The organism is Bradyrhizobium sp. WSM471 (genome assembly GCF_000244915.1).
Classification (GTDB): domain Bacteria; phylum Pseudomonadota; class Alphaproteobacteria; order Rhizobiales; family Xanthobacteraceae; genus Bradyrhizobium.
In genome coordinates this window covers 2,321,405-2,346,259 of record NZ_CM001442.1, presented here as the reverse complement: position 1 = coordinate 2,346,259, position 24,855 = coordinate 2,321,405, and the positions used below count along the sequence as shown (strand labels likewise).

General features: G+C 60.4%; 22 protein-coding genes. 9 read left to right on the top strand and 13 right to left on the bottom strand.

Annotation, left to right across the window (positions count from 1 at the left end; translation table 11 throughout):
• Positions 1-159 precede the first annotated feature (159 nt).
• Positions 160-1,284, top strand: a complete 1,125-nt coding sequence (locus tag BRA471DRAFT_RS10125; protein WP_007606793.1) for an acyltransferase — start codon at positions 160-162, stop codon at positions 1,282-1,284.
• Between the two features lie 25 nt (positions 1,285-1,309).
• On the opposite strand, the gene BRA471DRAFT_RS10120 is transcribed toward BRA471DRAFT_RS10125, so the two are convergent.
• Both BRA471DRAFT_RS10120 and BRA471DRAFT_RS10115 read right to left on the bottom strand, forming a co-directional pair.
• Positions 1,310-2,671, bottom strand: coding sequence for a polysaccharide pyruvyl transferase family protein (locus BRA471DRAFT_RS10120; RefSeq protein ID WP_007606792.1), 1,362 nt, complete (start codon positions 2,669-2,671; stop codon positions 1,310-1,312).
• A gap of 19 nt (positions 2,672-2,690) precedes the next feature.
• Positions 2,691-4,148, bottom strand: a complete 1,458-nt coding sequence (locus tag BRA471DRAFT_RS10115; RefSeq protein WP_007606791.1) for a lipopolysaccharide biosynthesis protein — start codon at positions 4,146-4,148, stop codon at positions 2,691-2,693.
• Positions 4,149-4,367: 219 nt separating this feature from the next.
• Here BRA471DRAFT_RS10115 and BRA471DRAFT_RS10110 point away from each other — a divergent pair, with 219 nt between their 5' ends.
• The gene (locus BRA471DRAFT_RS10110; protein ID WP_007606790.1) at positions 4,368-5,513 is read left to right on the top strand and encodes a glycosyltransferase family 4 protein; all 1,146 of its coding nucleotides are present in this window, start codon (positions 4,368-4,370) and stop codon (positions 5,511-5,513) included.
• 21 nt (positions 5,514-5,534) lie between these two features.
• Here the strand turns inward: BRA471DRAFT_RS10110 and BRA471DRAFT_RS10105 are convergent, their stop codons facing one another.
• From BRA471DRAFT_RS10105 to BRA471DRAFT_RS10090, 4 genes are read right to left on the bottom strand one after another with little or no spacing between them, the layout of a single operon-like run.
• Positions 5,535-6,626, bottom strand: a complete 1,092-nt coding sequence (locus BRA471DRAFT_RS10105) for an acyltransferase (RefSeq protein WP_007606789.1) — start codon at positions 6,624-6,626, stop codon at positions 5,535-5,537.
• Positions 6,623-7,732 carry an acyltransferase gene (locus tag BRA471DRAFT_RS10100; protein WP_007606788.1) on the bottom strand — a complete coding sequence of 370 codons (1,110 nt, stop codon included), beginning with the start codon at positions 7,730-7,732 and terminating at the stop codon, positions 6,623-6,625. The genes BRA471DRAFT_RS10105 and BRA471DRAFT_RS10100 overlap by 4 nt, the downstream gene beginning before the upstream one ends.
• A gap of 6 nt (positions 7,733-7,738) precedes the next feature.
• Positions 7,739-9,076, bottom strand: a complete 1,338-nt coding sequence (locus tag BRA471DRAFT_RS10095) for a hypothetical protein (protein WP_007606786.1) — start codon at positions 9,074-9,076, stop codon at positions 7,739-7,741.
• 7 nt (positions 9,077-9,083) lie between these two features.
• Complete coding sequence (locus BRA471DRAFT_RS10090) at positions 9,084-10,286, bottom strand: acyltransferase (protein WP_007606784.1); 1,203 nt, start codon at positions 10,284-10,286, stop codon at positions 9,084-9,086.
• 453 nt (positions 10,287-10,739) lie between these two features.
• Here BRA471DRAFT_RS10090 and BRA471DRAFT_RS10085 point away from each other — a divergent pair, with 453 nt between their 5' ends.
• From BRA471DRAFT_RS10085 to BRA471DRAFT_RS10070, 4 genes are all read left to right on the top strand, one after another.
• Positions 10,740-11,477, top strand: coding sequence for a hypothetical protein (locus BRA471DRAFT_RS10085; RefSeq protein ID WP_231171083.1), 738 nt, complete (start codon positions 10,740-10,742; stop codon positions 11,475-11,477).
• Between the two features lie 32 nt (positions 11,478-11,509).
• Positions 11,510-13,741, top strand: coding sequence for a Wzz/FepE/Etk N-terminal domain-containing protein (locus tag BRA471DRAFT_RS10080; protein ID WP_007606780.1), 2,232 nt, complete (start codon positions 11,510-11,512; stop codon positions 13,739-13,741).
• Between the two features lie 302 nt (positions 13,742-14,043).
• Positions 14,044-14,992, top strand: a protein-coding gene (locus BRA471DRAFT_RS10075; RefSeq protein ID WP_088930964.1) for an IS630 family transposase whose coding sequence is annotated in 2 segments (ribosomal slippage) — positions 14,044-14,379 and positions 14,381-14,992 — 948 coding nt in all. Because the reading frame shifts where the segments join, the coding sequence is not laid out codon by codon here.
• Positions 14,993-15,277: 285 nt separating this feature from the next.
• Positions 15,278-15,565, top strand: a complete 288-nt coding sequence (locus tag BRA471DRAFT_RS10070; protein WP_007606777.1) for a hypothetical protein — start codon at positions 15,278-15,280, stop codon at positions 15,563-15,565.
• 37 nt (positions 15,566-15,602) lie between these two features.
• On the opposite strand, the gene BRA471DRAFT_RS10065 is transcribed toward BRA471DRAFT_RS10070, so the two are convergent.
• Positions 15,603-17,033, bottom strand: coding sequence for an undecaprenyl-phosphate glucose phosphotransferase (locus tag BRA471DRAFT_RS10065; protein WP_007606776.1), 1,431 nt, complete (start codon positions 17,031-17,033; stop codon positions 15,603-15,605).
• A gap of 39 nt (positions 17,034-17,072) precedes the next feature.
• Between BRA471DRAFT_RS10065 and BRA471DRAFT_RS38280 the strand changes: the two genes are divergently transcribed.
• The 3 genes from BRA471DRAFT_RS38280 (at position 17,073) to BRA471DRAFT_RS10060 (ending at position 18,381) form a co-directional block, all read left to right on the top strand.
• Positions 17,073-17,261: a hypothetical protein gene (locus tag BRA471DRAFT_RS38280; RefSeq protein WP_157234064.1), complete on the top strand. Its 189-nt coding sequence runs from the start codon at positions 17,073-17,075 to the stop codon at positions 17,259-17,261.
• Positions 17,262-17,374: 113 nt separating this feature from the next.
• On the top strand, positions 17,375-17,638 hold the full coding sequence (locus BRA471DRAFT_RS38275) for a hypothetical protein (RefSeq protein WP_157234063.1): 264 nt from the start codon (positions 17,375-17,377) through the stop codon (positions 17,636-17,638).
• A 5-nt stretch (positions 17,639-17,643) separates the two neighbouring features.
• The gene (locus BRA471DRAFT_RS10060) at positions 17,644-18,381 is read left to right on the top strand and encodes a metallophosphoesterase family protein (protein WP_007606775.1); all 738 of its coding nucleotides are present in this window, start codon (positions 17,644-17,646) and stop codon (positions 18,379-18,381) included.
• 39 nt (positions 18,382-18,420) lie between these two features.
• Here BRA471DRAFT_RS10060 and BRA471DRAFT_RS10055 read toward each other — a convergent pair whose 3' ends face one another.
• The 6 genes from BRA471DRAFT_RS10055 to BRA471DRAFT_RS10035 all read right to left on the bottom strand — a co-directional run bounded on the left by BRA471DRAFT_RS10055 (position 18,421) and on the right by BRA471DRAFT_RS10035 (position 24,851).
• Entirely contained in the window at positions 18,421-18,711 is a 291-nt protein-coding gene (locus BRA471DRAFT_RS10055; RefSeq protein WP_007606774.1) for a hypothetical protein, read from the bottom strand.
• Positions 18,712-19,337: 626 nt separating this feature from the next.
• A complete protein-coding gene (locus BRA471DRAFT_RS38270) occupies positions 19,338-19,493 on the bottom strand; it encodes a hypothetical protein (RefSeq protein WP_157234062.1) in 156 nt (51 codons plus the stop codon).
• Positions 19,494-19,567: 74 nt separating this feature from the next.
• A complete protein-coding gene (locus BRA471DRAFT_RS10050) occupies positions 19,568-19,894 on the bottom strand; it encodes a hypothetical protein (protein WP_007606772.1) in 327 nt (108 codons plus the stop codon).
• 350 nt (positions 19,895-20,244) lie between these two features.
• Positions 20,245-21,195 (bottom strand): GDP-L-fucose synthase, encoded by a 951-nt coding sequence (locus tag BRA471DRAFT_RS10045; protein WP_007606770.1) that lies wholly within the window; start codon positions 21,193-21,195, stop codon positions 20,245-20,247.
• On the bottom strand, positions 21,176-22,246 hold the full coding sequence (gene gmd / locus BRA471DRAFT_RS10040; RefSeq protein ID WP_007606768.1) for a GDP-mannose 4,6-dehydratase: 1,071 nt from the start codon (positions 22,244-22,246) through the stop codon (positions 21,176-21,178). The genes BRA471DRAFT_RS10045 and gmd overlap by 20 nt, the downstream gene beginning before the upstream one ends.
• Before the next feature lie 1,222 nt (positions 22,247-23,468).
• Positions 23,469-24,851: a glycosyltransferase gene (locus BRA471DRAFT_RS10035; protein WP_007606763.1), complete on the bottom strand. Its 1,383-nt coding sequence runs from the start codon at positions 24,849-24,851 to the stop codon at positions 23,469-23,471.
• Positions 24,852-24,855: the final 4 nt, after the last annotated feature.

Here is a 24,855-nt window from a genome sequence, read left to right as displayed (position 1 = left end):
TTGGGACGATGAAGACGTTCGCTTCCCTGGCAAGACGGTCTCGAGGAACTCGAGGCTGACCGATTCGCGATCACGCTGCCTCCGCCGCTGCATCCAGCGAACTTGCGTCACAATTCGACTCTAGAAGAGAGATGAACCGCGCAAGGACTCCGAGGCCCGATGGAAGCCAGTGAAGCAAGACGTTTTGTCGTTCTCGACTTCTACCGCTTCGTCGCCGCGCTCGGGGTCTTCATCTTCCACCTGAAGCTGATCGACACTGGCATTTCGCCGGCCTGGAACGGGTCCTACGGCCTGTTCGTGGACATGTTCTTCATCCTGTCCGGCTTCGTGATCTCCTATTCCTACCCGTCCGACGCGCGTGGCGTGGCGGCCTATTCCCGTTTCATGATCCGTCGCATTGCACGGATCTATCCGCTGCACCTGCTGAGCTTGCTCATCTTCGTGGTGCTCATCGGCGTCGGCCTGGAGCGCACGGCCCGCTCGACCCCGCTGGACTTCCTGTACAACCTTGTGCTGCTCCAGGCCTGGGGCGTCACCGACCATCTCAGCTTCAACTCGCCGTCCTGGTCGATCAGCGCGGAATTCTTCTGCTATCTGGTGTTTCCGCTGCTGATGCTGCTTGCGCGCAAGGTCCAGCCGATCGTGCTTGGCGCGATCGTCGCAGCGCTCTATCTGGTTCTTGCCCACGGCCATCTGCCGATCTGGCAGGAACGGTCGCAGATGTATGGAGCCAATTTCGACTACGGGATGCTCCGCGCGCTGCCGAGCTTCCTGAATGGCATCCTGCTCGCCATCCTATTTCGGATGTCGCATCCCTATCGGCACAAGCGGATGATCTTCGCCGGCATCGGCACGTTCGGCCTCTCCGTGCTCGTCCTCAACGTCTTCGCCAAGCCGGATCTGGCCATTGTCCTGTTCTCCTGCGCGATCCTGCTCACTGCGGTCGGCGAAAGCGCCTTCAGGCAGTTTCCGGGTGCCCGCCTGCTTGGACGGCTCGGCAACACCTCATATGCGATCTACATGCTGCATGATGCGGTTCTCATTGCCGTGTTCAAGCCGTTGTGGACCTGGCTCGGACTGCGGCCTGATCAGTTCGCCCTGTTCGCCCTGGCGTGCTGTGTGGTCCTGACCGTCATCGCTGACCGCACCTACGCCTATTTCGAAAATCCGGCGCGGCGCTTCATCAACCGCTGGGCCGACATCGGGGCCGCATCCCCGCGCAAGGCGGCCGCAACCGACACCTCCGTCCGCTTTGACAACACCACCGAACGGGCGGTCAACTGACCGCCTGCCGATGACATGAGGCCGTTCAAGCGACCTTCCCGTCGGCCTCCGGCACAGCCCGCATCGCGCTCTCGCCCAGCAGCGGTGCGATGTTGGCGCGGGACAGTTCCATGACTTCGGGGAGCATCTGCCGCACCTTCCCGCCGGCGGCTTCGTGTGCGCCCAGGAAGTGCAGCACGAACTTCTCAAAGCTGTCGTCGACCAGGAACTGGGTCGGCGACAGCAACAGCGATTCGCTGACGCCAAAGTGTGCGAACAGGCCCTGGAACTTGTCCTGATAGGTGATCGCTGCGACAGGCGTGCCCTGCCCAAGCGCCGCAATCGCCAGATGCATGCGCCCGGTGATCACGCCGTCGACCCGACCAACCACGGCCTTGATCTCGCCCGCCGACAGCGCCTGATCGACATGGTGCACGTGATCGCCGAGCGTGGGCTTGAGGCGGTCGGCCAGCGGCCGCAGGCAATTGTCGTCGGCGATCTCGGGGCGGTAATCATGTGCGAGCAACAGCCAGCTTGCATTGTGCTCCCGAGCAAGCCGCTCAATGGCGACCGCCGCGAGCTCTATCATGTGCCGCAGCTTGGCCGGCTCCGGCTTCCTGAACAACATCGGATGGATGTTGAAGACGAAGACCTTGCGACCTTGCTCGCGTTGTCGCGCGATCGTCGCCGCGATCTGCTTCACTGCGGCCGTCTCCGCCCGCGGCGTCAGCATGAACGCCGCGTCGGCGACCAGATGGGCGCGTTTCCGGGCGAAATCGTCGAAACGCTGAAGGGATATCGCATCGCGCAGGTTCAGGACCACGCCCGGATCTAGCAGCCGGAACACCTCGCGCAGCGCCTTGGCCGGGCGGGAATTGAAACTGAATCCGAGCACGCTGACCTTGGCGCCGAATGCCGCCATCAGGTCCGCGACGAGCAGCATGCGCGCGGCATCGACCGGAGAATAGTAGCCGTCGAGCACATCGGCGCCGAGAACCAGCCCGAAATCCGGCCTCGTGAGCGACAGCTCCTGGGCGACCGTCTCGTACGAAAAGGGCTGCCGCCAGAGTTCGAGCGGCTTGAAACCCATCGCGCGCACGTCCGCGCTGGCCGCTGCGGTTGCGGTGACGATGTAGACCTCGAGATCCGGATAGGTCCGCCTCAACTCCCCCGTGGCCGCTTCGATCATGGCCTCATCGCCGCGCGACTGACGAACGCTCCAGGGATCGGAAGGGAGCACGACGAGCCGGCGCGGGTCGTTGCGCGGCGCGGCGTTGACGCCGACGTCCCTCCGGGCGTTCTGCCATCTGCGCAGCTCGAGCAAATCGAGCGCCAACGGCGTATTCTTGGCGCTGTTGAGCCAGCCTCGGAGTTGCCTGCGTACGGGCACCGGGATCAATTGCTTCACGACAGTCTCCTCGTCTTCATCAAGCGGTCGCACCGCGCTTCACGACGAAATCAATCAGGGAAAGGAGCTGCTTCCGCCAGAACAGCAGAAGGCCCGTCAGATAGGCCGCGCCAAAACAGGACGACAGCAGCCCGATCCGCAAATAGGGGTTCATGCCCAGCGTCGCCTCCCGGCACAGCACGACCGCGCCGTAGGCCAGAACGATGGCGCAAAGGCAGCCCGCGATGGGACGTAGAAACTGGCTCCAGTTCAAGCCAAGCAGCCGAAGCGCCAGCGCAAACGTGACGGGGGTCACCACGAGCTGCGAGAACGCGAAGATCGTGGCCAGTTGACCAATGTCGCGCGACGGAAGCAGGAACATGGCCGGCACGACCGTGCAGAATTTCAGGATGTTGAGCCCAAAGACATAGTTCGGCTTCCCCAGCGCGCCGAAATAGGCGCTGTTGACGAACTGCACCGTCTGGACCGCGCCGATCAGCATCAGCGGCCGCATCACGGCTTCGCTGCCGCCCCATTTCGCGCCAAACAGCAGCAGGGAGAACTCCGGCGCGATCGCCGCGAGCAGCACGAAGACGGGAGATCCGATCAGCGCGCCGAGACTGACGCTGCGCAGATAAGCGCCTGCGATGCGATCCCGCTCGTGCGCGATCCTGGACAAGGCGCTCAGCGCGACGTCCATGACCGCCTGGGTGAGAAGTTGCATCAGGATCAGGTAGACTCTCGCCCCGACCGTGTAGATGCCGAGCGCCGCGACGCCATAGAGCGACAGGATGATCATGTCGATGGTCCGCACGATGGCGAAGTCCAGCAGCCGGTTCAGCATGACGTGGATGCTGTAGCCGGAGAGCTCGCGGAGGCTCTTCAGATCGTAGCCGCGCATCGGCAACCATCGCGGCTGGCTCCAGAGCCACAAGCCGCTGATCGCGCTCTGAACGACCACCTGGATCACGAGGCTGAGGGCGCCAAACCCGGCATAGGCACAGGCGATCCCAACGACGCCGGAGACGGCTGTCGCCACCATGGTCCTGACCGCGAGCACGCGAAAGTCCATCTGGCGCTTGTAGAGCGCCTCCTGGAACAGGGTCGCGGTACCGATCGGAAGCGAGAGACTGGCGGCCGTCAGCAGCGGCGCGAGCCCCTTCACGTCGAACCAACGCTCGATATGTGTCGCGAGTAGTGCAATCAGAACGGCCAGCAGCACCGAGGCTGCAAACGAGCAGAAGAACGGCAGCGTCACATCGGCGGGCTCGAGCGTCCGCCGCTGGATCAACGCATCGCCGAAGCCGAATTCAGCGATGGAGCTCAAAAGCAGCAGGACGAAGGCGACCAGCGCCGCGAGGCCGAAATCCGCGGGATCGAGCAGTCGAGCCAACACCAGGAACAGCACGAACGACAATGCGCGGCCGCCCCAATTCTGCGCGAGCGACCAAAACAGCGCCACGACGACCTGATGTTGCCTGCCTCGAGTGACGTTCATCAACAATTCGACCCAATTTCGATCCAGACGACGCGAAACGATGATGACGCGCCACCGCTTGTCGCCGCTCACAACGGCGACTGATTGCTCGCGACATTACGACGGAGTGATGGCAATCAGATGAGCGCCATCACGATTCCGATTTAGAGTGGAAGTGAGTTCAAATCGTGGACTACACTCCAATCGCTCTCTGCGATGTGATGCAAAATGGATGCCTTGATGAATTCGCCCGCCCCGCGTTCTATCCCCAATTCCAGACGCCTGCGTGTGGCGATCTACGCACCGCATTTTGCAGAATATTCCTACCGGCTCGCTGCGGGATTGGCTCACCATTGCGACGTCAGGCTCGTGCTCAACCGCAAGGATGCCAACCAGCAATGGGAACTGGCCGATATCGCGGTTGCGGCTCCCTTCGAAACCCGGATTCGCGATTTGAGCCTGCGCCGCGGCGGCGTGCTCGGGATCCCGGCCTCTTTCTTCGACATAATTTCGTTTCGTCCGGACGTCGTTCATTGTCACGAAGTTCCGGAGATCTACACGTCCCGGCTGATCCAGTTCCTTCGCCCACTCGGCATTCCCCTGGTGCTGACGGTTCACGATGCTATCCCGCATTCGGAGGGCGGCTCCGGCACCTCGCCACGCGAGGACGGCTGGCGCGGACGCATGCGCGCCGCAGCCTCGATCGTCACGACACATGGCGAGAGTTGCATTGCCGATTTTCGTCGCGCCTCGCCCGACTTCAAGGGCGCAACGGTCTCCAGCATGCACGGCGTGCTCATGGTTCCACCGGCCCGAGGTACGGTCGCGGCGCCCGAAGCCGCACGCATCCTGTTCTTTGGACGGATGTGGGCCTACAAGGGCCTCGACGTCTTCATCGACGCCATCGACATACTGGCCAAGCGCGGCGTGGCGCATGAGGCGATCGTCGCCGGCCGCGGCCCGGAAATGACCCGGCTCGGGGCGCGGATGGAAGCGATGCCGACGGTCAAGACCATCAACGCCTACATTTCGCCCGCGGACACCGGACAGCTGTTTCAGTCGGCGACCGTGGTCGCCCTGCCCTACAAGGATGCAACGCAGAGCGGCGTGCTTGCCTCCGCTTACGGCAATGCTCGTCCCGTCGTTGCCAGCGCCACCGGCGGCATTCCCGACGTCGTCACCGACGGAGTCAACGGGCTGCTGGTTCCACCGGGCGACGCCACTGCATTGGCCGATGCACTCGAACGCGTGCTGACCTCGAAGCCGCTGGCCGCGACATTGACCGACGGCGCACGGCAAACCGCGGCGGGTATTTTGAACTGGGACCACATCGCCGAACAGCTGCTGGGGTCCTATCACAAGCTCGCCGGCCGTACCGTGAGCTGACCGCGACGGGCACGCGGCGGCTCAAACCGATTGCCCGACCTTCAACGGCCGAAAGACCATGCCGCGGATCACGCCGTCCAGCAGGCGCCTCAGCCTGACCTCGATCAGCTCATAACTGACCGCGCTTGCGACCAGCGACATCACGAGCCCGAGCACGATGAAGGCGGCCCACAGCAGCCAGCGATCGACGCCGGCTGCGACCAGCTTCAGGCCGATCACCTGCAACGGGAAGAGCACGAACGGGTGCACGAGATAGAGGCTGTAGCTGATCTTGCCGACATATTGCAGGGCCGGGACGCTCAGAGCCTTGCCGAGGCCCGACTCCGGGGCAAGCACCATGCCGAACAGCAGGAAGCCGGGAAGCAACGCCACGAAGGGGTGAAACAGCACCAGGCTTGCATACATGGCCGCTCCGCAAGCCAGGCCCACGGCCAAGCCGAGACGTCCCGGAATACGAATCCGAAAGCCGGTGGCGCTGTAGAGCATACCGACGCAGAAGAACGCTGTGATCGGCCAATGCAGCAGGCAAGCGATGCCCAGCAGGATCAGGGGGGCTGCCAGCATCTTGCCTCCGACGCGCAGCATCGAGAACGTCACTGCAAACCAGATGTAGAACGCCCACTCATAGGTCAGTGTCCAGGCATTCTGCTGGGCGATGGGCATACCAAGCGCGTCCTGCACGAAAAACAGATTGGCCGCGAAGATCCCGAGATAGCTCGTCAGGTCGATTCCACGGAAGAACTTGTAGCCGACGATCGGACCTATCGCGAACAGCGCAAGATGCAGGACGACGAACACCGGCATGATGCGCAGGACGCGATCGAAGAAGAAGCGCGACAGCGAGCCGTGCCGCACCAGACTCGCCGGGATCAGGAAGCCGCTGATCATGAAGAACAGCTCGACGCCATGCCCGCCGACATTGATCACCGATTGCAGCCAGAGCCAGAGTGGCGGGAGGAAGCCGGGATCCGGGATGTCGTACATGCCTCCCTTCGGCATGTCGTAGAAATGATCCATCAGCACGCTCAGCGCCGCAATGCCGCGCAGCCCCTGGACCGACGGAACGAACGATCCGTCGTAGGCGGCGCCCGGCTGGTGCGGCGCGTTACTCATTCTGCAGCACCCTGGGTACTGAGCGCAGGCTCGAGAACGACCTTCTTTCTGCGTGCCGAGCGAAACCTTTGTCCGAACGCGATACTGGGCTTCTCGACGTATGTAAACGTCATCCAGCTGACCAGGATCGACAACGCCAGGATCAGGGTCAAGAAGATCGCCCATCCGAGCGGCCCGTCGCCGAACCAGACGAGGCGATGGATGAAGACGATCACGAACGGCGACATCAGGTAGACCGAATAACTGATCACGCCGACGAACGCCATCGGGCGCCACGCCATTCTCTCACCGAACACGGCAAAGCCGATGAAGACGAGCGCCGCGCAAACATAGGCCGCTGCGATCGAATAACTGTAGAAGAAATTCTCGTGGTAGACGCCTCCGAACCGCCGATCGGCGAGGGCGATGGCGAAGATCGCATACAGGAGCGTGCAGACCGCCACGTGGGACCATCGCAGCTTTCCGCCGATGACGGTGTCGCGGATGATCTTGCCCAGGAACATCGCCGACAGGTTCAGCCCGACCTCCATCACCGAGGAAACGGCCCTGTTCTCAACCAGGAGCGCAGCTGTGGTTCCGACCAGCGCGGCCGCAATGACGATCGTCACCGCCGTAAAGCGCCGGTTCAGCAGCCCCATCGCAAACAGAATGGTGCATCCGACATAGAACAGCAGCTCGATCGCCAGCGTCCAATAGAACACCCAGAGGTTCGGGACGTTCACGAAGGTCTGCAACATCGTCACGTTCGCGGCGATCTGCCCGAACGGATAGATTTTCGAATCCAGCAGCTGCATCGTCACGAGCCCGACTATGAGCGAGGTCCAGTAAGCCGGGTAGAGCCGGAAGAAGCGGCTGATGGCAAAATCCCGCACAGGCGTGGCGCTGTCCGGGAAGCTGAACGGAATGACGAAGCCGCTGACGAAGAAGAACAACACCACGCCAAACCGGCCAAAGTTCATGTAGTAGCCGAACACATCGTGGATGGGCCAGTAATAGGCACCCGTCGGGTGCTTCTGGACGATCACCTCGAACACATGCTGGACCAGGACCGACAACACGGCAATGCCGCGCAGCGTGTCGATGAATGCGAGTCGCCTATGCATCATTCGTTCTCACCTGCTTCCGCTCGCCGCCGGCATATCCGGACGGAAGCCTTCCAATGACGGCATCGGCGGCCGCACTACGATTGGTATGGCATCGCCGGCCCGCGTGGAGGCAGCGCGGCGCGAAAACACCTCGCTGAAGCTCAATGCGATGATCAGGAGGCCGGATGCCGGGCCGTAGTTCAACACCGTGATCGTGAACAAATTGACGACGAAGATCAGCGTCAGCTTGTACACGTCGGTCGCGCCGAAGGTCGCCCTGAACACCATCACCATGAACGCGACGAACGGCAGACCGAACATCAGGTAGGTCCCGATATAGAAATTGTCGACGGGCACCCAAAACGCCGCGAGCGGCGAGAACAGCTGCTGCGGATAGTTGAAGCAGCCTGCACCGCAGCCGGTCACCAGGCCGATCGGCATGAGCTGCGTCATGTAGATGAACGGCTTTTGCCAGCTGTTATTGATGCGATCGAGGATGCTGAAAAGGGTCGAATGCGGCACCGCGGCGGTCCCGGAAGCAACCACGATCATGAAGAACGGCACGAAGATCGAGGCATACGACCACAGCGCGATGGTCCGGATCGCGGGAAAGCGCGACCTCTCCGGTAGCATCCGCACGAACACGAGCAGAAGCAGATAGAGTACGAGGACGATCATGGTCGTCTTGCTCGTGGTCAGCTTGATGGTATAGATCGCAATGGAACCGAATAGGAGGCACCAGGTGGTGCTCATGCGAATAGACGTGATCGCGAACGACACCAGGATGAAGAAGGCGGCCATGGTGTTGTCGGCCGCAAAACCCATCAGGCGCTGGTCGTCCCCGCCATAGGCCCACCACAGCCGGCCCGCCTCCCGAACCGCGCCGAAGGACTCGTATTTATACCCGACCCAGGGCATGAGATAGAATTTGGTCAGCAACACTCCGATGACGGAAAGATAGAACGTCAAGGCGATGACCGACAGCAGTTTCTTGTACGAGCCGAGGCTCGAATCGCAAAAGCAGAATCCGACGAACACCGGCAGCATCATCTTAAACGATGAGATTGCTGCGTTGACCGTACCCAGCATGAAATAGCCGAGCACGAGCGACAGCATGATCTGCACCAAGACCAGGAGCGCCAGGGTACTGCGATTGCGCAAGATGCAATGGACGAAGAACTGGATGAGGCACAGAAGCGCAATGGCGTCGGGCACATACCAGAGCGCGTTCATGTGATAGATGCTGGTGTAATAGCGAATCACGCCGCCGAAGGCGTCGCGGACCAGATAGGCCCCGAGCGCGACTGCCTCGATGTTGAGGCTGATCAACGTGATTTTCGGCCGATGCAGCGCGAGGATCGTCATATCGGGCTCAGTTCGTCAGCCGCGCCGATTGCGCGGGAGATCGCGCGAAATCCCGACAGCTTCCGAGCGCATTTCGCATGAGCTTGCCGCCGGGGATTTCGACGTAGAGATAAGTGAAGTGCGAGACCGCCAGCACGGCGGCCAGCGAGACCACGAGGTTCAACGTCGCCGGCAGGCCCGCCCAGACCGAATCCAGCGCGGCTATACGCCCTGCCCCGACGGCCCGCACGAAATATTCGGCAAGCAGCACCACGAGCGCGTGCACCATGTAGATCGAGTAGGACCGTTTTCCGAGCCAGACCAGCGGCTTGACCACCAGCATCCGCGGCACCAGCAGCGCGTCCGGAAAGGCCAGCAAGCTGCCGAGGAAGATCGCGAACGTCACCGGCGCAAGGAACGTTGCCGCAGGATTGGTCTCCGACAGGGACACCAGCACGATGCTGGCGATCATGGCGGCGAATTGCAGCGCGCCCTGCACGGCAGGACCCGGCTTGGCCGGCAGGCGGTCGACGAACCTCACCGTCAGCACACCCAGGAAGAAGCTCACGAAGCAGCGCAGGATGCCGAAATCGGTCTGAAGCCCGAGGCTCCTCTTGTCCAGTACGAAGATGATGACGACCAGACTGCAGATCGCAAGCGCCCCGCAGAGAACGTAGAACCAGAGCAGGGACCGCATGCGCTGGGCAAGCAGCACGATCAGGCCAAACACCAGATAAGTATAGAATTCGACGCTGATGCTCCAGCTTGGCGCATTCCAGCTGAGATAGTCGATGAACCCCATCGAGTGCAGCAGCAGGACGTTGAGACCGAAGGAATAGGCATTGTTCACTTCGAACGCCGCCGGCGCGGCCGCCACGACGCCGGCCATGACCAAACCGATCCGCAGAAGTCGAAACAGAAGATTTGCGATCAGCATGACGATGTGCAGCGGATAGACCCGCGCCAGGCGCCGCACCATGAACTCGCGCAGCGAGAAGCGCCCGAAATCGCCCTCGACGTAGCTGAGCGACATGACGATCCCGCTGAGAACGAAGAACAGATCGACCAGTAGCCACGAGCTTCTGAAGAACGAGCAGTTGATCCACGCATTGTGCGGGAACGCCGCGAGGAAGGTCGGCATCAGCAGGAGATGGTGAATCACCACCGACGTCGCGGCGATCCCCCGAATGCTGTCGAGCGGCAGGACATGCGCCTTCTCACGATGAACCATCTCCGTCACATCAACATTCCCAGCTATTGCACCGCAGCAGTGTGTATCAGGTCTTGCGCGTGTTCAATCTCTGCGATCGCGGGCTCGCATTCGACGCATGAGGGTCGACGATAATTTCAAGGCTCGCAGATCATTCGGACATGCGATCGCCAAGTTCACGCCACTTTTTACGTGAGATCGACCTGCGCCGGCGCGCAAGTCACTTCGGACGTGATGATTGCGAGTATTTACGTGCAAAGTGTGCGCGAAATTCGACGCTGCTGCGATCAACGCGACCACAAAGAGTTTTGATCCTTTCGCATGCACGCTGCCCCGCATATCGCCTGATAATTTTTCGCAGCCGGGAACAATGACTCGCGTAACGACTTGTGTCGGTTTTGCGACGCATGCCCGAGGCACTTCGACATGCAACGCCTCAAATGTTTTCAGTCTGCAACATTCCTAGGCGGAGGCATGCCGATCTCGCAGGCATTGCATATCTCCATTTTGCAACCGATCGGGAAAAGGCAATGCACGCGTTGTCTTAGAGCACATGCACTCAGCTTTTGCGTCGCACAAAAATTGACACAGTTAGCTGTCAGGTTTCGCGTGTTCTCCTATTGCAACAGGGAGGAAGGGACACGGATGGGTTGCGGACTAACACGTTGTCTTGCGAGATCGCGATGGCTACCAATCATCTTGGCAGGTTCAGCCTTGATGGTCGGGAGTATCGATGCTTGCCGCGCCCAGTGCGTCGAATTTTCCGATCGTGCCTCACAGCTCGAACTCGACACATTCGTAAAATCGCCCTCCTCGCTCCTGGAGCGGCTGCGCAATGACAAGGAGAAGCTGAGATATCGGCTCTCCAACTATATCGCCACAAGCCCGTCGGTGTTGCCGTCCGTTCAGACGCTCATCTCCACTTCGGCTTCAACCGATCGCTCGTCCATCGGCGCCGCGCTGAGGATTGCCGAAGGGCGATGCACGTCGAAGAAGCCGGACGCCGCACGCAAGATCAGAGATTTCGTGCAGCGGATCGGCGATCTCAGCGTGCAGGCAGGCTATGCCGCCGCGGGAGACGACGCCTCCGGCGCCCAGGCGCAATCGCAAGACAAGGGCCCGGCGCAACCGCCTCGAGGCGGGGCGCTGCTCGAAGGCGAGTGGAAGACCAAGCTGGCCAACCCGTTCAAGCCCGTCCCCCTTCCGAATTGATCAGCGATCGTCAAAAGGCAGCGAATTAGCAAATGTATCAGCCTAGAGAACATTTCCAGTCGGGACACCGATTCGGCATCGAATTCGGCGGGGCCGTCCTCAGCTTCGAGCGCGTGACCGACGTCCTGCGCCGGCAATGGCCGATCATCGCAGCCTGTACTGGTGCTTCGCTGGCCCTGGTGATCGTCTATCTGGTCACGGCGCAACCCATGTACACGGCGAATGCCCGCATCATGATGGATACGCGCCAGGCCCAGGTGCTGGACAAGGACAGCAACGCCAACAGCGCCCTGATCGACACAGGCTACGTCGACAGCCAGGTCGAGGTGATCAATTCGGACGACCTGATCCTTTCGGTCGTCCGTCGCCTGAAGTTGACTGAGGATCCGGAGTTCAACGGCTCCAAACCGGGCCTTCTGTCCATTGTCCTGGGCAAGGTCATGTCGCTGTTCAGTTCCGGCGAACCGGGGTCGCAGGAGCAGCTCGAACATGCCGTGGTCGAGGCGGTCCAGAAGAACCTGAGAACCGAGCGCGTCCTGACGACCTATGTCTTGTCGCTAAACTATCGCTCCCGCAGCCCCGACAAGGCCGCCAAGATCGTCAACGCCATTGCCAATGCCTATCTGGTCGGCGCGCTGGAAGCCAAATATCAGTCCACCAAGCGGGCAACCGAATGGCTTCAGCAGCGCAGCATCGAGCTGAGTGAGCAGGCAACCACCAGCGACCGTGCCGTGCAGACCTTCAAGGCCGAGCACAACATCGTCGGAACCAGCCGCGGCCTGATGTCCGAACAGCAATTGTCTGACCTCAATACACAGCTGGTTCAGGCGCGCGCGGCGACGGCCGAAGCCAAGGCCAAACTCGACCGGATCAACACGATTTCGGACCAGGATGTCGCACAATCCACCGTGACCGACGCTCTCAACAATTCGGTCATCACCCGCCTGCGCGCGCAATACCTCGATCTCGCAGCTCAGTATGCCGATTGGTCCAAGCGTTATGGCAAGGCCCATCTTGCCGCCGTCAATGTGGCCAATAAGATGGAGGAAATCCGCAAGAACATGGCGGACGAACTGCATCGGATCGGAGACGCTTATCGTAGCGACTACGAGATCGCCAAGAGCCGGGAGGCTTCTCTCGACAATAGCGTGAAGGATCTCGTCGCCCAGGCCGGCCACACCGGCCAGGCCGAGGTCCAGTTGCGCGACCTCGAAAGCGCGGCCGACACCTATCGCAATCTCTACAACAATTTCCTCGAGAAGCTGCAAAGCGCGACGCAGAATCAGAGCTTTCCGCTCAGCGAGTCGCGACTCATCAGCACTGCCAACAGGCCGGATCGCAAGAGCTCGCCGCGTACGGTTCTGGCGCTGGTTGGCGGCCTGGTGGGCGGCCTCTGCCTCGGCTTCGGCGTCGCATTCGGGCGTGAAATGCTGAGCGATGTCTTGCGGACGCCCGGAGAGGTCGAGGATGAGCTCGGCGTGAAGTGCCTCGGCGTCCTGCCCGACATTCGTCCACCGACCAAGACCGGCGCGTTGTTGTCGACGTCCGCGAAGACCGGTCCACCCAACCTGTCCCGCTACGTCGTCGATCATCCATTCTCGCGGTTTGCCGAGACGTTGCGCAACATCAAGGTGTCGATCGACGTTGCGCGCCTGACCCGCGAGATCAAGGTGATCGGCATCGTATCGTCTCTCCCCAAGGAGGGAAAAACGACGGTGGCGGCCAACTTCGCCCAGTTGGTCGCGCTCACCGGACATCGCACGGTCCTGATCGACGGCGACCTGCACACGCGCTCACTCACGCGCGAGCTCGCGCCGAACGCCACGACCGGACTGGTCGAGGCGCTCAACGATCCGGCCAGCCTGGGCTACCACGTGCAGCGAAGTAAGGAGACGGGGCTTGATTTCCTGCCGTCCGTGGTGGCCTCCCGCATGGTCAATTCGGCCGACGTCATTGGATCGAAGGCGATGGCCGAGCTGCTCAAGGTGCTGAAAGAGCACTATGAGTACATCGTGATCGACCTGGCGCCGGTGATGCCGGTGGCGGATGCAAAGGCCGTCAGCTTCCTGATCGACGCCATGGTCTACGTGATCGAATGGGGGCAGACGACACGAAGCGCTCTTCAGGAATCGATTTCGGGATCGGAAGTCCTGCAGAAGAAATTGCTCGGCGCCGTGCTCAACCGCGCCAACCCGAAGATGCTCAAGCGCATCGAGGCTTACAAGGGCAAGCACCACAACAGTTACTACGTCGAGCATGCCTAAAGCATGGTTCGGAAAAGTGCACGGCGGCTATCCGAAAAGATCTTGCTTAGACCACGACCCAAAGCGCGATGACGATTCATCCTGATCGCATCGCCTTTTTAGGAGGCGCGACGTCGCGCCGAACTGGAACGACCTCGGGCCCGCGGCCATTTGGCAGCGGGCCTTTTTGCGTTTCGTGGAACTGTCGCTTGAAGGCGATCGAGGGCTCCTAGAGCGTTCCATTGCTTAATTGAATCGGAGGGGATTCCGGTTTTTGGCGGTTTGTGATTCAAGATGCTGACTGGATTGGAGGCCAGCATCGGATGACCCGACCTCTTTCCCTGGATCTTCGCGAGCGTGTGGTGGCGTCTGTTTTGGCGGGCGAGAGCTGCCGGTCTGTGGCGGAAAGGTTTGGTGTTGCGGTCTCGTCGGTTGTGAAGTGGTCACAGCGGCAGCGGGCGACCGGCTCGGTTGCGCCCGGCAAGATGGGCGGTCACCGCAAGCCTGTGCTTGATCCGCACCGCGCCTTCATCGTCGAGCGGATTACTCAGACGCCGCACCTGACGCTACATGCTTTGAAAGCGGAACTGGCAGCCTGCGGGGTCAAGGTCTCCCACAATGCGGTCTGGCTGTTCCTGCGCCGGGAAGGGCTTCGGTTCAAAAAAAACACTGTTCGCCCTCGAACAGGCTCGCGCCGACGTCTCTCGTAGGCGCCGGCGCTGGCGATCCTGGCAGGCCGGGCTCGACCCGGGCCGGCTCGTCTTCATCGATGAGACCTGGATCAAGACCAACATGGCCCCTTTGCGGGGCTGGGGGCCCAAAGGCGCCCGCCTGCGCGGCTTCGCGCCGCACGGTCACTGGCGCACCCTCACGTTCCTCGGCGCGCTCCGCCATGACCAACTCACGGCCCCTTGCGTCTTTGACGGGCCGATCAACGGCGAATGTTTCCGCGCCTATGTCGAGCACCTTCTCCTGCCAACCCTGCGCGATGGCGACATCGTCATTCTCGACAATCTCGGTAGCCACAAGTCGAAAGCTGTCAGGCAGATCATCAAGGCTGCTGGCGCCAGGCTCTGGTACCTGCCGCCATACTCACCCGACCTCAATCCGATCGAACAGGCTTTCGCCAAGATCAAACACTGGATGCGGCAGGCTCAGAAGCGCACCATCGAGGAGACTTGGCGCCACATCGGTCACCTCGTCCAAGACATCCAGCCGCGCGAATGCGCAAACTTTTTCGCTAACGCTGGTTATGGTTCAGTCAAAATGTGAAACGCTCTAGGCGCACGAGACCGACGATTGCGCCGAGCCCACCGCGACAGCTGAGGCCCCCGTATTCGTCCGGAATCCACAAACTACGGTTGTTGGCATAGCCAAAAGCAAGGATTGACGAGACAACGATGGTTAGGACAATGCGCCAATTGGCAACCCTTCATCGGCAAGACGAGGCAATCCGGGTCCTCGATGCGTCAAAATGCCGAAACTTTTTAGCATCTTTCTGGGTTCCGTGAGGCTAGTCTTAGCCTATATTTTTAGTTCTTTGCCGGTGGGCTCGGAATGCTGATTGTCCTGACAATTCTGATGATTTGGGTTATGCTCAACATCCTGTTTGTGTTGATCGTTGTTCCCCCGCGCAAACCGCGCCCGCAGGCGATGGCGACGACGCTCTCGCCCGAGCCCATCGACCGGAGCCAGCGGGAAATCGAGCAGGACGAACCCTTCTCGGCCCGCTATGTCATCGTTTCCGTTGCGATGGGGGCTTTCTTCGTGCTGGTGCCGCCGTTGCTCGCCTTGCGCGATGCGATCATGCGGCTCTTCAGCAGGTCGTCGAGAGACGGAACCTGATTCTTCGATCCGGTTCCGTCAGTGAAGGGCTGAGCGGCTAGTAGGCTTCCTGGAACATCACGGCGGACGCTGTCCGGACCATGATCTTCAGGTCGAGCCAGATGCTCCAGTTGCTGACGTACCAGACATCATACTCGACCCGTTTCTCCATCAGATCGATCGTCGGCGTTTCCCCCCTGAAGCCGTTCACCTGAGCCCAGCCCGTCAGGCCCGGCTTCATGTGGTGGCGGTAAACGTACTTGCTGATGAGCTCGTCGTAGTAATTGTCATGAGCAAGTGCGTGCGGACGCGGCCCGACCAGCGACATGTCCCCGCGCATCACGTTCCAGAGCTGCGGCAATTCGTCGATGCTCGTCATACGGAGGAAGCGCCCGATCTTGGTGACGCGGGCATCCTGCTTGGTCGCCTGGGCAATCGCCTCGCCGTTCTCGCAAACGGTCATGCTGCGGAACTTCCAGATCTCGAACGGCCTGCCATTGAAGCCGCGGCGCGACTGGCGAAATATGACCGCCCCCGGGGAATCAAGCTTGATCAGCACGGCAACGGTGAGCAGCAGCGGCGTCAGGATCACGAGCGCGAACAGAGCCACGCCGACATCGAGACAGCGCTTCTGCAACCGCTCGAGAATGGTGAGCGGCGGCCGCTGGATTTCGACCGCTACGGTTCCACTAACCGGCAGGAAGGGACGAGCCACCAGGTCGGCGATCGGATCGTCCGGCAGCAGGCGTATCGGCTGCGGGACTGCGCGCAGATAGGGCCCGAGCTTGCGGAGCATCGGCAATTCGTCCCAGTCGATCGCAAGCAGGTATTCATCGACGTCGGCCGAGCGCGACTGACGGATCACATCGCGAATCTGCCGCTCCCAATGGCCGTCATCCCGCTCGTCGCCAAGCACGAAATGGCGCATGACGTCGAAGCCGTTTCTCCGCAGGTCCTTGAAGCGGCTGGAGGTGAAATCGAGCGGCTTGAGGCTGAGCAGGATCACCTTGCGATCGACCAGCCGGCTTCTCGCAAAGCTCGTACCGAACACCGCCTGCCAGACGAAGCGAAGGCTGACCAAGCCAAGTCCGCCGATCACGGCGAACACGATGACGGTGCCGCGGGACAGATTGTCGGTCGATTTCAGCAAGAAGGCAGCAACGGCAAGGATCGTTAGTGACGTAAGCCAGATAAACACCGCCTTTCGAAGCTGCCAGACGATATTGAGCAGCCGGTGCGTGGCATAAACGTCCCTGAAATAGGCGACCGCAACGAACACCACGCCGACGAATAATCCCGCTCCCACCGGAGCGCCGTCGGTGGGCGAAGCGACGGCCGCGCCGTACAGCGAAGCCCCGGCGGCATAGCTCAACAGGATCAGCAGAAAGTCAGCAGCCATGACGACAATCTGAAATGGCCTCTGAAGAGCGCCACCTCGCGTCGACGACAGCGCGTGAGCGTTTTCAGAACCGTAAGTTGCAACAGCCATTCGAACCTCTACCTATCGAGAGAGTGTCTGACGCTCATCGTGATGCTGAAGACTCGTCACTTCCCCGCGCAGAACGTGTTGCGTGATCGCAGCGACATTGTGGCGCTGCACGCAAAACTTTTGCGGCGCACGAATGATGTTGCCGTGTTGAAATGCGAAGCGAAACTTGACGCGCTGAAAATGTCGTCACAGTGCCGACATATGAGCGAACGCGCTGCCCCATTTTGAATCAAGTCCCGCGTCCGTCGCGATGCTTTGCCGTCGCGCGAGCACCTCTTCGCTCATCTTTCAGGCGATGCAATCCTTCGGCGGAGCACGATGAGTCATTTGCGAGAATTTCGATGATTTTCTATCTGGGCGTGCGATGCGGATTTGCGTTCCGGCATGCATTTTGCCGCGCTCTCGCCTTCAGCGATGCAATTCTTACGGGCCGACCGTTCGCACCGCGATCGTATGACAAGGTGGGCAAAAGCTGCCGCCCTTCTTTTGGCGTGATCGAGCCGGACAACAAGGGCGCTCTCCACCGACTTCACGTTGTTCGTGTTAGATGGGAGCTCTCCGGTGCCGGCGACTTGGGGAAATTTTTCGACCACCCGATCGATTGAGCGCCATGATATCTCTCTCCCGACCACGCCCGCCTGTTCCCAAACCGCAATTGCCGGAGGGAGTCCGCATCTACGCGATCTCGGACATTCACGGATGCGCGCATCTGCTCCAGCCCATGTTGCGCGTGATCGACGCCGACGTTGCCTGCAGCCGGCCGCGCTACGCGATCGAGGTCTTCATGGGCGATTACATCGATCGCGGCCCGGATACGCGCGCCACCCTCGACGTCCTGATCGAACGAAGCCGCCGGGGCAACGCGGTTTTCCTCAAAGGGAATCACGAGGCATTTCTGGTGAGGGTCTTCGATGACCCTTCATTGTTCGAGGATTGGATCGCCGTCGGCGGCACCCAGACATTGGTGTCCTACGGGCTCGCGCCGCCGGACCTGACCCGCGACAAACCGGCCTCGATCCTGCGCGACCTGATTCGCGCAATGCCGCCTGAGCATCTGGAATTCCTCGACAATCTGCGGCTGAGCTTCAGTTGTGGAGACTTTTTCTTCGTTCATGCCGGAGTTCGACCAGGGGTTCCGTTGGCCGAGCAAACCGAGCGTGACTTACTCTGGATTCGTGAAGAATTCCTGAGTAGCGACGAGCAGTTCGACAAATACATTGTACACGGTCATACGCCGGTCCGCAGCGCCGAGTTCCTCGCTAATCGCGTCAATATAGATACGGGAGCCTATGCAACTGGCAATCTCACTTTGATGAGCATTCAGGGAAGCAGCATGCTCGCGGTATAAACGATTGGACGGGAGCCTTGCTGATCCCGCCTTTGCCAGCTAATTGAGCACGTGTGGATGCAAGTGCGCCCGGCTCTCAGCAATCCAAACGCTCCAGGCGCGTTCATGTTTGCCGTAAAGCTCCAGCCAGCGTTGCGCGCTCGCGGTGCGCCCGGGGCAATGCTCCTCCAACCGCCCCTGGTCAGGCACGGCACCGGCCTCGAATTCGACTTGCGGGTTGTCCAACCGCTCGAATTCGATGGTTTCCGAGGTCGTGAGGCCCACGAGCACGCGCTGCCCAGCTCCGTTGACGATGTATCGCCGCGGAGCGTCCTTCCTCGCCTCGGTCATGCCTTTGTGCCCCCTTCCGATGCTCAGTCTTGCGAAGGTTTCGCGCAAACGAACGAGGCTAGAACGCCCGTCGGGCATGTCCGAAGGTCGAGATCCGTAGCGAGCGAACGGACCGATGCGAAGAGCGAGCGGATGAAATCTCGATGTCCCGCTGGTTTCGCCAGGCGCGAAGAGCATAGCCTAAAAAGGCGCCGGCGCAGAAAATCGACACGGAGATTGAGGCAGACGCCATTGCAGAAACCATGAGACCATCCCTGGAGAGTGCGACGCCCATGAAGAGCAACCAGTGTGTCGACATCATGGTTCTCGATCTTGACCAGTGCTGAAAGATTGTTCGTACCTGAGCCGAGACGCATGGCGTTGTTCTCTGGATTTCAATTCAATCCGGAGTGCCATCCCCCAAGAAGCGACGCGCAGCTTCTCACAAAGCTATTCCGATGTCTCTACGGAGCATCGCGATCACGACAATCGTCGGTCCCTCCATTCGCTGCCGGGCGCGATCCAATGGGAGCAAAAGCAGAAAGCTCTGATCTTCAGTTATCTTTGTCGGCATTCGGCAAGACTGGTCAACTAGCGAAAGTTCAGATCCGCGCGGCACGCCACCCGCGTTCGACCGCTCTCCGACCTTAGCCGAACATGGCGCGGAAAGCGGGCTTGAGCAGGCAGGCGATGCAACTGATCAATCGATGGCGCGTTTCGCGGCATCGAATCTTCTGAATTTCGCTCGATGCGATCCTGCTCAAGAATGTCGCGGCGACGACGCTCGGCAGCGGCGACTTCATTGTGTCGCCGCGCCCGCTTGGGGCCCAGGGCGGAACTGGACCCGTTGCCCGCCACGTCCTTCTGGACTGGCGTATCAGCCCGCGAACCTGGACGTCGAGCGATGCGGATCGGCGCTTCCATTCAATCGGGAAGGCTTGGTTTCACGCCCCTCGCTCGGCTCCTCGCCCCTGAAAAATGGCGCCGCAACGAGTGACGTACAGACATAGCCAAGCTGGAGCAGACAGGCAGTCGCGATCATCGAGAGTGCCGCATCTGACACACTTTCACCAGCGCCCATCGCGATCAGAGCTACGATGACGCACCCAGCGGCAATGGCTGGAAATAACACAACGAACCGGAAACGGATTCCAAGAACCATACCGACGAGCATCGCGCTCAGATAAAAGGTCGTCACGTTCATTGCTCCGCCAAATCACATCTTTTCTAGCGGCGATATTCTAATAATGGCTTAAATTGGGCATCGAGTTTTTCTTAGATTCTGCTCCGTGATGGAGAGGGAGATCACGCCCGAGACCCACTGTTCGTACTCACGAAGCCGACGAATGGCAGCACCGGTCGTCGATCGTCAGCGCCGGATCGGAGGTCTGCACCATCGGCTTCGCCTGCCGAACGAACTGGACCGTCTGCAGCTAACCCGGGCGGATTGCCAGAGGTGATGAACCTGCCGTGCGAAAATGGACGCGTAGAGCCGCCAGCCGATCGTAGGTGAATGTCTGGGAGCCCTGCGCCCTGAGCTAGTGCCCAACGTGGCTACGACGGAGCGGTAGTCGCCAGATAAGCAAAATAAGCCAGCCGAATACCGTCCTCGAGTGAGGTCTGGGCGCACCAACCGAGCGCGGCAAGACGGCTGACATCCAGCAGCTTGCGAGGCGTGCCGTCCGGCCGGGTCGGATCGAACGTGATCTCGCCCCGATAGCCGACTATCGCTGCGACAGTACGGGCAAACTCGGCAATAGTAATGTCCTCTCCGCTGCCAACATTGATAAGCTCGCCGGACGAATAGGTTTTCATAAGATGCACGCAGGCGTCTGCCATATCGTCAACGAAGAGGAACTCGCGCCGGGGCGTCCCGGTTCCCCAAACATCGACCGTTGCCGCGCCTGACAGCTTGGCCTCGTGAAACCGGCGGATCAGTGCCGCAACGACATGGCTGTATTTCGCGTCGTAGTTGTCACCGGGGCCATACAGATTGGTCGGCATGACGCTGATGAAATCGCGACCGTACTGGCTACGATAGGCTTCCGCCATCTTGATGCCGGCGATTTTGGCGATGGCATAAGGCTCGTTGGTCGGTTCGAGCGGTCCGGTCAGAACCGCGTCCTCGCGCAAGGGCTGAGCCGCAAGTTTTGGATATATGCAAGAGGAGCCGAGGAACATCAGCTTCTCGGCGTCGTTCAAGTGGGCCGCCTGAATCACGTTGGTAGCAATCGCGATATTTTCGTAGATGAACTCGGCCCGCAAGGTATTGTTGGCTACAATGCCACCCACCTTGGCCGCGGCCAAGAACACGACCTGGGGCCGGTTCACGGCGAACCACTGGAACACCGCAGACTGATTGCACAGGTCGACCACGCTTCGATCGACCGTCACGAGCCTGACGTCCTCCCGCGCGAGCCGGCGCACGAGCGCGCTACCAACCATACCGCGATGGCCGGCAACGTAAACGCTTTTGCCTCTCAGCTCAAACGCTGGCTTTGCCACCTGAGGCCTCCCGCATCGCCTCCTTGAGGTCGCTTGCCATCATCTCCTGCACGAGCCGCGGGAACGTGTATTTCGGCTTCCAGCCGAGCCGCTCGCGCGCCTTGCTGGCATCGCCGACGAGTAAATCGACTTCGGTGGGCCGAAAATAGGTCGGATCGATGCGGACGACAGTCTTGCCGCTCTTGGTTTCGACGCCAACCTCGTCAATCCCCTTGCCGCGCCATTCGATATTTAGGCCGACTTCTGAAAAAGCGAGCTCGACCATGTGCCGGACCGAATGCATCTCGCCTGTGGCAAGGACGAAGTCGTCGGGCTTATCCGCCTGGAGAATCAGATGCATGCCCTCGACGTAATCCTTGGCATGGCCCCAGTCTCGCCTTGCCTCCAGATTGCCGAGATACAGGACGTCCTCGATTCCCACTTCGATACGCGCCACACCTCGGGTAATCTTTCGAGTAACGAACGTCTCACCACGCAGTGGACTCTCGTGATTGAACAGGATCCCATTGCTCGCAAACATGCCATAGGCCTCGCGGTAGTTGACCGTGATCCAGTAGCCGTAGAGCTTGGCAACGCCATAGGGCGAGCGCGGATAGAATGGGGTCGTCTCCCTCTGCGGAATCTCCTGAACGAGACCATACAGCTCAGATGTCGACGCCTGGTAGAAACGGGTCTCCTTCTCCATACCAAGAATGCGGATCGCTTCCAGGAGCCGCAATACGCCCACGCCGTCGGCATTCGCCGTGTACTCGGGGCTTTCAAAGGAAACGCCAACATGGCTCTGTGCGGCAAGATTATAAATTTCGGCCGGCCTGATCTGTTGCACCAGCCGGATCAGGTTGGTCGAGTCAGTCATGTCGCCGTAGTGCATCACAAACGGCACGTCGCCGACATGCGGATCCTGATAGAGATGATCAACGCGCGCGGTGTTGAAGGACGACGCCCGCCGTTTGATGCCATGCACAATATAGCCGAGCGACAACAGATGCTCGGCGAGATAAGCGCCATCCTGACCCGTGACGCCGGTAATTAGAGCAACAGGTTTAGCCATTTCCGAAAAACTGCTCTCCAAAGAACGGAGGGCCATGAGCGAGCCAGCGCTAGGCTCCGAGGTCGACAATACCGCGCAACGTTGAGCCCTTCTTGGACATAAAGGCCTCCTGGGTCAACCCCCGGTGCGAGCCAGCGGCTCGGTCTCCATCAGGTCAAAAGGAAGGCTCTTCGTCGAGCCTATCTCTTGTTTTTGCGTGACACAGTTAACACGCCCCGGGAGCGTCAACTCGCTCCAGGACTGCGCAAATCAAACAAGGACACTTCGGCGCGCGACCACGCACGCCAATCGGTGGGATAGCACGCACATTAGTATTTGACGGAGATCACCGCGGCGCGGCAGCACCAGCCGTCGGGGGGGCCGTAATAATGAACTGTCCCGGGATACCAGCCGCGCCCAAAAAAAGGAACCGACAGCGGGTTTCCGCCCCTTACACCAGCAACAAAACCACTTGGAGCGTACGGGTGGCGATGGCCTTTGGCGGCCTCCGCTGACGTAGACAAACTGGATAGGCAGGCCGCGACCAAGACAAGGCGTGTCAGCAACTGGACCGAACTCGACATCATTCATCCCTCTCAACATGCCCGTGGCGCCAGGTAGCGGAAGTTGTCCACCCTGGCGCGCTGCTCGCGCTCGCCGGACGCGCCCCCGGTCAATTATCCGAACCGAGCGGGCACTTTTTGGAGCTTACCGAACAAGCCTTACCCATGGCAACAGTGTCAGGGGCGCCGGCGAGGCGGACTATGCAAGATCGTCTGGTCCGATGGCCTTGAAAAGATCGCCAACCGGGCCGCGACACCGTGCCTGCTGAAGGCGATCAATAGATCAAGATGGCCACCCGCACAGCCGCTGAGCAAGCCCTTCTCGAGCGCCGAACCAGACGCCGATTGCCAACCTGACCGTTCTCCGCAAGGCCGGGGGCGCGGCGCGGGCCGTCGATCAATGCAGGAGACGGCGGGCTCGCGGTCAAAGCGGCGCGGATGGCTTCTGGCGGACGGGCCGGCAAGCGGGGCGCCTTGTCGCAGGCAGAGGGATGAGGTGGCATGTGCGCGACATCGAAGCCTTTATGCTCGCCCCACAGATTCGCGACCATCGACCTCCTCGATCCGGTCGAGTTCGAGCCGAATGCTTCAGCGCAACCGGGTGACCACCAACAAGACAGCACCTCACGCGGCGGTTTGGGGGTGATGCAATCCAGCGCTGGCGCTAGACCGTCAAGCGATCAACGAGATTTGCGCCGCTGGTCTGTCCGGCTTGACTTTGGGACGTGACTGGTCCTGTCGGCGACATCTGCCTTCGTCGAATGGTTGACAGCCTCGTTCTGGCGTCTTCTCTTTTCGGTTGGCACTTCCTTGCCCGGCCAGACGCTTCTGGCTGCCGCGGTCGGCGCCGCATTTTCACTGAGCAGTTGCCGAACGCGCGGAATGCAGATCCGGTTCGCATCGAAATGATCGACGACGTATCGACGGGCCGCCTCGCGCATAGCAGTAAATTTCGATGGGCTCGCCAGCACCTCAACCGTCTTTGCCACCAATTCGTCAACCGCGAAGAACGGCACCAGAACGCCAGTCTCCCCCGGGCGGATAACCTCTCGCACGGGCGCGGTGTCGGACCCAATTACGACACAGCCGCTGCTCATCGCCTCAAGCACCGACCAAGACAACACAAATGGGTAGGTTAGATAGACGTGAGCGGATGAGACCTGCAGAGCGCTCAGAAAGACAGGATACGAGACCCGACCAAGGAAGTGGACGCGATTAGCATCGATTTGATCTTTGACTTCGTTCAGGAAGATCGATTTCCAGGTCGTGCCTGCAGGCGGCGACTGCCCATATGACAGCCCGTCACTTCCCACGATCAGGACTTGCGCATTTGGTCGCCGCGCCAGGATCTCCGGAAGCGCCCGCATGAACACGTGATAGCCACGGAGCGGTTCGAGGTTCCGCGCCACGAATGTAATGACTTCGTCCCCGCGAGTGAGTTCGCGCCCGCCGGGCAGCGTAAGGCGCGCCGCGGGATTGGGCTTTATTACGTCGGTGTCGACCCCCTCATGAGCGATATCGATCATGCTTTGATAGTGCTCGGGAAACGTCGAATGCTGCCATGAGGTAGGTGAGATACCGAGATCGGCTTCGGATAAAGCCAAAAGGGTCGCGGCATTCTTCAGGTGCAGCCCGACATAGCCGTCCAGACCCGGCTCAGGAAACTCCGAATCAAACCCGAGGTCGCGATCCTTGGCGCCATAGTAGAACTCGCAATAAACTGCCAATTTGGAGCGCGGAAACACGGTTCGCAGCGGCAACGTTTCGCCCCAACCAGGGTGCGCAAGAATTACATCTGGAGAAAACCCCGAAGCCGCGACGCTGGACAAGCTATAAAGTACTTGTTCCGCGCGTCGGCACTCGAGATCGAAGCGCCTCGCGAATGGGTGCGTCATCGAAACGTCTGCATCGGCAAGCGCGTATTTGGTAAGCTTAACTGAAGGTATCGCCCGAGAAGTCGACGCTCCAATTGCCACCAACTGATGACCGGGCTCGCGTGAAAGGGTGACTGCGAGATTCCGAAACTGGGCGGGGAAATTATTGTGGACAAACAATATTTTCATTGAC

Bases quoted from the DNA above. Each gene is read 5' to 3' on its own strand.
- BRA471DRAFT_RS10125 (WP_007606793.1), top strand. From the start codon at position 160: ATGGAAGCCAGTGAAGCAAGACGTTTTGTCGTTCTCGACTTCTACCGC.
- BRA471DRAFT_RS10115 (WP_007606791.1), bottom strand. From the start codon at position 4,148: ATGAACGTCACTCGAGGCAGGCAACATCAGGTCGTCGTGGCGCTGTTT.
- BRA471DRAFT_RS10110 (WP_007606790.1), top strand. From the start codon at position 4,368: ATGAATTCGCCCGCCCCGCGTTCTATCCCCAATTCCAGACGCCTGCGT.
- BRA471DRAFT_RS10105 (WP_007606789.1), bottom strand. From the start codon at position 6,626: ATGAGTAACGCGCCGCACCAGCCGGGCGCCGCCTACGACGGATCGTTC.
- BRA471DRAFT_RS10100 (WP_007606788.1), bottom strand. From the start codon at position 7,732: ATGATGCATAGGCGACTCGCATTCATCGACACGCTGCGCGGCATTGCC.
- BRA471DRAFT_RS10095 (WP_007606786.1), bottom strand. From the start codon at position 9,076: ATGACGATCCTCGCGCTGCATCGGCCGAAAATCACGTTGATCAGCCTC.
- BRA471DRAFT_RS10090 (WP_007606784.1), bottom strand. From the start codon at position 10,286: ATGGTTCATCGTGAGAAGGCGCATGTCCTGCCGCTCGACAGCATTCGG.
- BRA471DRAFT_RS10085 (WP_231171083.1), top strand. From the start codon at position 10,740: ATGCCGATCTCGCAGGCATTGCATATCTCCATTTTGCAACCGATCGGG.
- BRA471DRAFT_RS10080 (WP_007606780.1), top strand. From the start codon at position 11,510: ATGTATCAGCCTAGAGAACATTTCCAGTCGGGACACCGATTCGGCATC.
- BRA471DRAFT_RS10070 (WP_007606777.1), top strand. From the start codon at position 15,278: ATGCTGATTGTCCTGACAATTCTGATGATTTGGGTTATGCTCAACATC.
- BRA471DRAFT_RS10065 (WP_007606776.1), bottom strand. From the start codon at position 17,033: ATGGCTGTTGCAACTTACGGTTCTGAAAACGCTCACGCGCTGTCGTCG.
- BRA471DRAFT_RS38275 (WP_157234063.1), top strand. From the start codon at position 17,375: ATGATTTTCTATCTGGGCGTGCGATGCGGATTTGCGTTCCGGCATGCA.
- BRA471DRAFT_RS10060 (WP_007606775.1), top strand. From the start codon at position 17,644: ATGATATCTCTCTCCCGACCACGCCCGCCTGTTCCCAAACCGCAATTG.
- BRA471DRAFT_RS10055 (WP_007606774.1), bottom strand. From the start codon at position 18,711: ATGACCGAGGCGAGGAAGGACGCTCCGCGGCGATACATCGTCAACGGA.
- BRA471DRAFT_RS38270 (WP_157234062.1), bottom strand. From the start codon at position 19,493: ATGAAGTCGCCGCTGCCGAGCGTCGTCGCCGCGACATTCTTGAGCAGG.
- BRA471DRAFT_RS10050 (WP_007606772.1), bottom strand. From the start codon at position 19,894: ATGAACGTGACGACCTTTTATCTGAGCGCGATGCTCGTCGGTATGGTT.
- gmd (WP_007606768.1), bottom strand. From the start codon at position 22,246: ATGGCTAAACCTGTTGCTCTAATTACCGGCGTCACGGGTCAGGATGGC.
- BRA471DRAFT_RS10035 (WP_007606763.1), bottom strand. From the start codon at position 24,851: ATGAAAATATTGTTTGTCCACAATAATTTCCCCGCCCAGTTTCGGAAT.